This window comes from Flavobacterium sp., assembly GCF_031411595.1.
In the GTDB taxonomy this organism is placed as follows: Bacteria; Bacteroidota; Bacteroidia; order Flavobacteriales; family Flavobacteriaceae; genus Flavobacterium.
This window is the reverse complement of record NZ_JANOBI010000009.1, coordinates 51,821-58,369: the sequence shown is the minus strand read 5'-3', so window position 1 is coordinate 58,369 and position 6,549 is coordinate 51,821. Positions and strand designations below refer to the sequence as shown.

At 40.3% G+C, this 6,549-nt stretch carries 6 protein-coding genes; 3 read left to right on the top strand and 3 right to left on the bottom strand.

The window, feature by feature from the left end; translation table 11 throughout:
* Positions 1-75 precede the first annotated feature (75 nt).
* The gene (locus RMO03_RS01575; RefSeq protein ID WP_309640324.1) at positions 76-792 is read left to right on the top strand and encodes a fibrobacter succinogenes major paralogous domain-containing protein; all 717 of its coding nucleotides are present in this window, start codon (positions 76-78) and stop codon (positions 790-792) included.
* A 190-nt stretch (positions 793-982) separates the two neighbouring features.
* Here RMO03_RS01575 and nth read toward each other — a convergent pair whose 3' ends face one another.
* Genes nth through RMO03_RS01560 form a run of 3 tightly spaced genes read right to left on the bottom strand, consistent with a single transcriptional unit; the run spans position 983 to position 2,898 of the window.
* Positions 983-1,627, bottom strand: coding sequence for an endonuclease III (gene nth, locus RMO03_RS01570; RefSeq protein WP_309640323.1), 645 nt, complete (start codon positions 1,625-1,627; stop codon positions 983-985).
* Positions 1,628-1,648: 21 nt separating this feature from the next.
* Positions 1,649-2,038 (bottom strand): peptide-methionine (R)-S-oxide reductase MsrB, encoded by a 390-nt coding sequence (gene msrB / locus RMO03_RS01565; RefSeq protein WP_309640322.1) that lies wholly within the window; start codon positions 2,036-2,038, stop codon positions 1,649-1,651.
* The gene (locus RMO03_RS01560) at positions 2,035-2,898 is read right to left on the bottom strand and encodes an alpha/beta hydrolase (RefSeq protein WP_309640321.1); all 864 of its coding nucleotides are present in this window, start codon (positions 2,896-2,898) and stop codon (positions 2,035-2,037) included. Before RMO03_RS01560 ends, msrB begins: the two co-directional genes overlap by 4 nt.
* Positions 2,899-2,972: 74 nt before the next feature.
* On the opposite strand from RMO03_RS01560, the gene RMO03_RS01555 reads away from it, so the two are divergent.
* Entirely contained in the window at positions 2,973-4,907 is a 1,935-nt protein-coding gene (locus tag RMO03_RS01555; RefSeq protein ID WP_309640320.1) for an alpha-1,4-glucan--maltose-1-phosphate maltosyltransferase, read from the top strand.
* A 1-nt stretch (position 4,908) separates the two neighbouring features.
* Positions 4,909-6,549, top strand: coding sequence for a trehalose synthase (locus RMO03_RS01550; protein WP_309640319.1), 1,641 nt, complete (start codon positions 4,909-4,911; stop codon positions 6,547-6,549).

Sequence of the window (6,549 nt, the reverse complement as noted above, 5' to 3'; positions counted from 1 at the left end):
GGCACAAAGGGAAAAATAGCAAGTTGCGTTTGTAATTATAATTCTTACTTTTATGAAAGTTTAAAAAACATTGCCATGAAAAAATACTGCTTCACCATAACCTCACTTTTAGTTTTAGTAATGGGTATAACTTCGTGTTCTAACGAAGAAAACAAAACACAAACCCAAATGGTTGCGCGACCAACAGTGCCTATTTTAGATCGGACCGTGACCGATGTAGACGGAAATATTTACAAAATCGTAACTATTGGTAATCAGAAATGGACAAAAACGAACTTAAATGTAAGCCATTATAGAAATGGTGATCCGATTCCTCAAGTGACCGACCCAACGCAATGGGTAAATCTAACAACAGGTGCTTGGTGTTATTATAACAACGACCCAGCCAATGGGCCAATTTATGGCAAATTATACAATTGGTATGCGGTAAATGACCCGCGCGGTTTAGCGCCAACTGGCTGCCATGTGCCGAGTGACGCGGAATGGACTGCCTTAACTACCATTTTAGGTGGAGAGTTAGTAGCAGGAAACAAGATGAAAGCTACCGCAGGATGGACTCCTTTTCTAGGAATAACCAATACCAACAGTAGTGGTTTTACAGGTCTTCCAGGACTTTATCGCACCACTAGTGGGTCATTCAACGACATTGTTAGCAGAGGTTACTGGTGGAGTTCGTCAGAGGACAATCCATCAGGTGCTTGGTTCCGTTATCTGCATTACAACGAGGGTTTTGCAACCAGAGCCAGCTACTATAAGTTACTCGGTTTGTCAGTGCGTTGCCTTAAGGATTAACAAGGATACATTCGTGAGGGATAGCAGCGGAAATCCTTTGTTGCCGTTGTTCGGCAGCAAAGATTACTTCACTGATTAATATTTCAATAGGAGTTCAGTGAACTTCGTTTGGGAGTGTATAGCCCGACGGCGCACCACAATGTTCCTTTGAAGCCAGATGTTCTTGCGCCGGCACGCCCAAAAGAAAATCCTAAATCGTAGATTGATAATACTGGCAACTCGAATTGATCTCACATTCGGGACATTTCGGATTTGTTGGTCGACAAGTTTCTCTTCCCAAAAATGAAATGGCCATCCCGATTTCGCCCCAAATGGTTTTAGGTAACACTTGCATGAGTTCTTTTTCGATGCGGTTTCCGTCTTTAAATTCTGGAGTCAGGCCAATTCTTGGTGCCACACGAATCACATGCAAGTCAGCAATAATGCCTTCCGCCGGAAGTTTGGCTTCGCGCATCATCACATTCGCAGATTTTCGACCGATACCTTTGAGTGCTGTAAGACTTTCCATAGTCTTAGGAATGTTAGCGTCGGTTTTTAAGGTTTGCGCAATTTCGAGCAACCAACTCGCTTTCGTATTGAAATTTCGAACTTTGGTAATTTGACTGATAATTGCTTCTAAATTCGATGCCGCCAAACTTTCTAAATTCGGATACGTTTCGAAAAACTGTGGTGCAATTTTATTGATGTTCGCATCGGAATCCTGAGCCGATAAAATTACCATAATCATCAGTTGATAGACATTGTTATAGTCTAGCGGATGCTTTTTCCCTTTGTATTTTTTGAGAAGCGGCTCGAGGTTTTTTGCCCAATCAGTATTTCCCATAAATAAATTCATTTTTGAAAGTTAAAGTTAGCATTATTTTTTAAAATCTACTGACAATGAGTTCACACAATACCGTTGTCCTGTTGGCGTTGGCCCATCGTCAAACACATGCCCGAGATGGCTTCCACAATTCGCGCACAAAATTTCTACACGCAACATACCATACGTTACATCTTTAATATACTCGACTTTTCCGGGAATCGATTCATCAAACGAAGGCCAGCCACAATGTGCGTCGAACTTCGAATCGCTTTCGAATAATGGTTCACCACAAGCTCCGCAGCAATACGTTCCTTTTTCATAATGCAAATTGTATTGCCCCGAATGTGGGAATTCCGTTCCTTTTTGACGCAGGATTTTATAACGCTCGAGTCCAAGTTGGGCTTTCCATGCTTCTTCTGTTTTTGCTATTGGATATTTCATGATGTAATAAAATTAATTGTTTTTTGAATCACTTTGGCATCACCAAGAATTTTGCGATGTCCTAAGTTTTGGGTAATCATCAATTCGCCATTTTTGAGGTTTTGATGTATGTGATGCGCGCAACTCACGGGAACTTCATCGTCGTCTTCATCGTGAATTACCAATACCGGGATGTCGGTTGTTTTAGCGGCATGATAGGATGAAAAACTATCCATCGATACGTTGTGTTTGTTTTCAAAATGAATTCTTAGCAAGTCATTGAGCTTCGGATCGAGCTCTAATTTTCGAACAAAATCATTGATGATATCTTGCACAATATCGCCGCTTCCGATGATGGCAAGTCGGTTGAGTTTGAGTCCACTTTTGACCGCATTGAGCAATGACATGCCACCCAGTGAATGGCCAACAGCTGCTTCAAAAGGTCCGAATTGTTTGTCGATTTCTAAAATACTAGCGATGAATTCGGGCATTAATGTCGTGTTGCTTGGAGATTTTCCATGGGCAGGCGCGTCGAAACTGATGGTGGAATAATTTAGTTTTACTAATTCTTCTGCGAATTTTACCAATTGTGTTCCGCGTCCTGACCAACCATGAACTAGTAGTATTTTTCTTGAACTTTCTCCAAAATGATAGACGACGATATTTTTGTTGATGCTTGGAACTCGAATGGTTTCTTGTCGACTTTTAGCATCCATTTCCAATTCACGTTTGGGAATCTTATATTTTATTGGGGTTGTGAATAATCGAGCGGCAAATTGCACGACTAAATTCGTGGAAATAAACGATAAAAATTTACCGGTGAGTAGTATTATCTTCGGAATTTTCAAAGTTTGATTGGGTTTTTTGGATTTCTTTGCCATTTCCATAAATTTTACTGCAAGGTATTATATTCTGTATTTTTTACTAAATTTAGAAGTCATAAAATAAACTTAAAATGCAGAATCAAACCCGAATTGTAATCGAAAATGTATTGCCACAACTTGATGGTGGCGCCTTTGCAATCAAAAGAATTGTCGGTCAGAAAGTAAGTGTTACAGCCGATGTTTTTTCGGATGGACATGATGTTATAGAATGTCAAGTAAAATACAAACACGAAAAAGACAAAAAATGGCACGAAGTCCGAATGCGCCCTACAGAAAATGACGCTTGGAAAGCCGAATTTAAAGTTGAAAAACAAGGAACCTATATTTATTTTGTTGAAGGTTGGGTGGATTACGCATTGAATTGGCAACACGGCACGGAGCGTAAAATTCAAGACAATCAACACGTGAAATCGGAATTGCTTGAAGGTGCGGAATACGTTAAAGCGGTTCAGAAATTAGCCGATGCTACTGAAAAAGAATTCCTCAAAAAAGCCGCCACAGCTTTCGCTTCAGAAAAACAATATGACCAAGCAATTGAAGTTGCAATGTCGCACGAATTGACCGCTATTTTTAAAAAATATCCCATATTATATATCGAGAATAAATCGAATGAACTTCAAGTTTACGTCGACCGAAAAAAAGCTTTGTTCAGCACTTGGTATGAATTTTTTCCACGTTCCGCTTCCGAAGTTGCAGGCCAACACGGCACTTTCAAAGACTGTGAAAAATTGCTGCCACGTGTTGCCGCAATGGGTTTTGATACGTTGTATTTTCCGCCGATTCATCCCATAGGAGAAGTCAATCGAAAAGGAAAAAACAACGCCACGAATGCTCAAAAAGGCGATGTGGGTTCGCCTTGGGGAATCGGTTCCAAACATGGCGGACATAAAGCAACCCATCCTGAATTGGGTTCGATAGAAGATTTTAAAAGGCTCGTCAAAAAAGCACAGGATTTGGGAATAGAAGTCGCGATGGATTATGCGTTGCAAGCTGCACCGGATCATCCATACGTTAAAGATTTCCCGCAATGGTTCAAATGGCGCCCCGATGGAACCGTGCAATATGCTGAAAATCCACCAAAAAAATACCAAGATATTCAACCGATTTATTTCGAATCGACTGATTGGAAAAACCTTTGGAAAGAATTGTTGGATGTCGCTTTATTCTGGATTGAAGAATGTGGCATTAAAGTGTATCGCGTTGATAATCCACACACCAAACCATTCTATTTCTGGGGTTGGCTCATCAGTGAAATCAAGAAAAAGCATCCCGATGTTTTGTTCCTTGCCGAAGCATTCACACGCCCGAAAATCATGAACGAACTCGCGAAACAAGGATTCAGTCAATCGTATACGTATTTCACTTGGCGCGATTCTAAAAAAGAATTGACAGATTACGTAACTGAATTAACGCAAACCGAACAAAAGGAATTTTACCGCCCGAACTTTTGGCCGAATACACCCGATATCAATCCGTTTGCGTTGCAAAGTGGCAACGAATCGGTGCATTTGCAGAAGTACTTTTTGGCGGCAACGTTGAGTTCGAGCGTTGGTATCTACGGGCCGGTTTTCGAATACCGCGTTTGCGAACCCATGACTGCCGGGAAAGAAGAATATTTGAATTCAGAGAAATACGAATATTACCATTGGGATTGGTCGATTCAAAATAAATTGACAACCTTGATTACCAGAATCAACACGATTCGAAACGAGCAAACTTCGTTGCAACAAACCAATAATATTGTCTTTTGCAGCACCAACAACGAGCAAGTCATGGCGTATTACAAGCACGATGATGATTATGAAAATGAAACTTTGATGGTTGTGAGTTTGGATGCATTCAACAACAGTCAAGCGATGATTAGAATTCCGATCGAACAACTCGGACAGCAACCGTTGAAAGTGGAAGATTTGATTACAGGAAACACTTATTACTGGGACAAAGAATGGAATTTCGTAGAATTATCTGCGGCATTGCCGTTTCATTTATTTAAAATAATACGCTAAGATGGAAAGTAAAATCAATGAAGACGGATTTCAAAATCCATTCGTATTCAAAACCGATTGGAAAAATGCTTTTGAAGATGAAGATTTCGTCAAAATTTTCTCTTCCGATATTTTAGAAAACTACATCATCAACAAACGCTGGTATGGCGGAAAAGCGAGCACACTAAAATATATTGAAGTCGTCGATTTCTTTAAAATTACATCGAAGAAAAATACGTATTTCGGCGTTTTGCTCGAAGTCAATTTTAAGGAAGCTTTCTACCAACATTACTTCATGCCGATTGCTTTTATGGCTCAGGAAGAACTTGATACGAACACCATTATCGCTCCGGTGAAAATGAACGGTCAAGATGGTTTTCTCGTCGATGCATTACACCAAGAAGATTTCAGAAAATTGTTGTTCGATAAAATAGTCAATTCACCGACTGAGAAAAGCGACTCCAAAGTCAAATTTCACAAAGGTGAAAAAATGGAAGAAAAGGAATATAAAAGTTCCAAATTCATGGGCGTAGAGCAAAGCAATACTTCGATTATTTTCAATGGTACACTCGTATTAAAAATCTTCCGAAGAATTTATATCAGTACGAATCCCGATTATGAAATCAGCCGCTTTCTAACTGAACGTATGGATTTTCCGAGTTCACCCGCATACACCGGAAGCATTGGTGTCGCACTTTCCGAAGGCAACATCACATTGGGAATGATGCAGGAATTGGTGCCAAACCAAGGCGATGCATGGCAATTCATGCTCGAAGAAGTCGATCGCATTTTCGATAATCTCAAAACGAAGAAAATTAAAATCAACAAGCTACCGGACATCGAATTGTTCAAACGTTTAAAAATCAACGAAGTCCCACACGAAATCATCGATTGGGCCGGATTGAGCATTTTTATTCGCATTCAAACGTTAGCGACCAGAACTGCAGAAATGCACATAGCGCTTGGCAGCGACATTCACGATACGGCGTTCACACCAACGACTTACAATGGCGATTATACGGTTTGGCTTAAAAACCGATTGACGTATCAATTCCAAAATCGACTCAACATACTCGAAAACAACTTACACAAATTAGACGGTTTGGCGCTTGAACTGGCGAACCAATTCCTCGACAATAAAAAAGACATCCGTAAATTATTCCTCGATTTCGATTGGACGAAAATGAAATCCGAGCGCATCAGAATTCACGGTGATTATCATTTGGGGCAAGTGCTCGTTAATGGTGACGATTTTTACATTCTAGATTTTGAAGGCGAACCCGAAAGCACGATTCGCGATCGAAAAGTAAAACAACCACCATTGAAAGATGTTGCCGGCATGTTCCGCTCGTTTCATTACTCGATTTATGCGACGATTTTCAACAACAAAGACAAATATCCGTTTGAGCAAAAAGAATTGTTTCAAGCCGGTGAAATTTTGTTTAAATATTTCGTCGGTGTGTTTATTCAAACCTATACAGAAGTCGCGCAAGCAGGCAATTTGAACATTGGTTACCGCAAAGAAATCGACTTCTTACTCAAATATTGCATTTTAGAAAAAGCGGTATACGAACTCGGCTATGAACTCAACTCACGCCCACGCTGGGCAGTCATTCCACTAACGGGAATTTCGAGCATTATGGAATTCAACAAAACCGTTTAA